The 1,511-nt window shown below is 60.8% G+C and carries 1 protein-coding gene; it reads left to right on the top strand.

Going from position 1 to position 1,511, the window contains the following annotated elements; all coding sequences use genetic code 11:
* Positions 1-276: 276 nt before the first annotated feature.
* Positions 277-1,476, top strand: a complete 1,200-nt coding sequence (locus tag BACI9J_RS23595) for an IS30 family transposase (protein WP_201296735.1) — start codon at positions 277-279, stop codon at positions 1,474-1,476.
* The last annotated feature ends 35 nt before the right edge of the window (positions 1,477-1,511 follow it).

Consider the following 1,511-nt stretch of genomic DNA (forward strand, 5'->3'; position numbering starts at 1 on the left):
CGGTCGTTGCAACACCCTAGATTTTTGGGAGTTGCAACGACCGTGCCGCATTTAAGCGATGTTTCCTCGGAGTCCCGGAAGTTTGCGAGATCTACCCCTGAGCAGAGGGAGGCTTTCTTCAGGGCTTTTGATCGATTAGCGAGTGTGACAGAGGCCGCCGCTAGGCTCGGATTGAACCGGAACACCTGCTATCAGTGGGTTCGCAAGGCTGGATTGGCCAAGAACCGTGCGGAGGGTCCAACACGGGAGGGATTTCGCCGGTTGCGCGATCAGGGTTTGTCCCGTCGTGAGGCTGCCCATGAATTGGGTATCCACGAAACCACAGCCAAGGAATGGGACAGCGGTGTCCGGCGGACAAAAAACGGACGAATCTATCCGGACGGGCGGCGGATCGATTACACCAGTGGTGTGATAACCCTTACTCCTCCCACGGGCATTCCGGGTCCTGTCGTGATTCCCCGGCTTGCAGCCCTGGAGAAACCACTGAACCCGCGGTTCTTATCCCTACAGGACAGGGAACGCATCGCCGACCTGCGCAGCAAGGGCGTACCTGTCCGGAAAATAGCCCGGGAGCTGGGCCGTCCTGCCTCCACGATCAGCAGGGAACTGGCCCGCAACAGCCACAGGGACGGGAAGTACTACGCCTACGCTGCCCAACGCACCGCAACAGCGCGCCGGCCCCGCCCCAAAGACAGCAAGTTGGTCACCCATAAGCGGCTGCGGAAGTATGTGAAGAAGAAACTGCTTCGCCGGTGGTCACCGGAGCAGATCAGCCAGAAGCTGATCAAAAAGTTTCCCCACGATGCGGAGATGCGAGTGAGCCCAGAAACGATCTACCAGGCCCTCTACTTCCAGGCCCGCGGCGGGCTCAAACGCGAAGTCCAGGCAGCCCTGCGCACCGGCCGGACCCGCCGTAAACCCCACAAGGATCCCCAGCAACGGCAGTCCCGCTTTGTCGATCCAATGGTGATGATCTCCGACCGGCCGCCCGAAGTCGAAGACCGCGCCGTGCCAGGACATTGGGAAGGGGACCTCATCACCGGCGCCCACAACCAATCCGCGATCGGAACCCTCGTTGAACGCACCACCCGGTACGTGATGCTGGTCCACCTGCCCGGGGACCACACCGCCGAAACCGTCCGTGACGCGTTGATCACCACGATGTCCACACTGCCCGAGCACCTGCGCGGTTCCCTGACCTGGGACCAAGGTGCGGAAATGGCCGGCCACAAGACCTTCACCCTCGCCACCGATATGCAGGTCTATTTCTGCGACCCGGCCAGCCCTTGGCAGCGAGGGTCCAATGAGAACACCAACGGACTTCTACGCCAATACTTCGAAAAAGGCACGGACCTTTCCGTATACGGGCCCGAAGACCTCGAGCACGTCGCCCAGGAACTCAACGGCCGCCCACGCAAAACGCTCGACTGGGATACCCCAGCCGAGCGTCTGCGTGATCTACTAATGACCACATAACACCAGCAGTGTTGCAACGACCACTAGAAACCGCC

The sequence above is a fragment of the Arthrobacter sp. 9V genome (assembly GCF_902506065.1).
Taxonomy (GTDB): domain Bacteria; phylum Actinomycetota; class Actinomycetes; order Actinomycetales; family Micrococcaceae; genus Arthrobacter.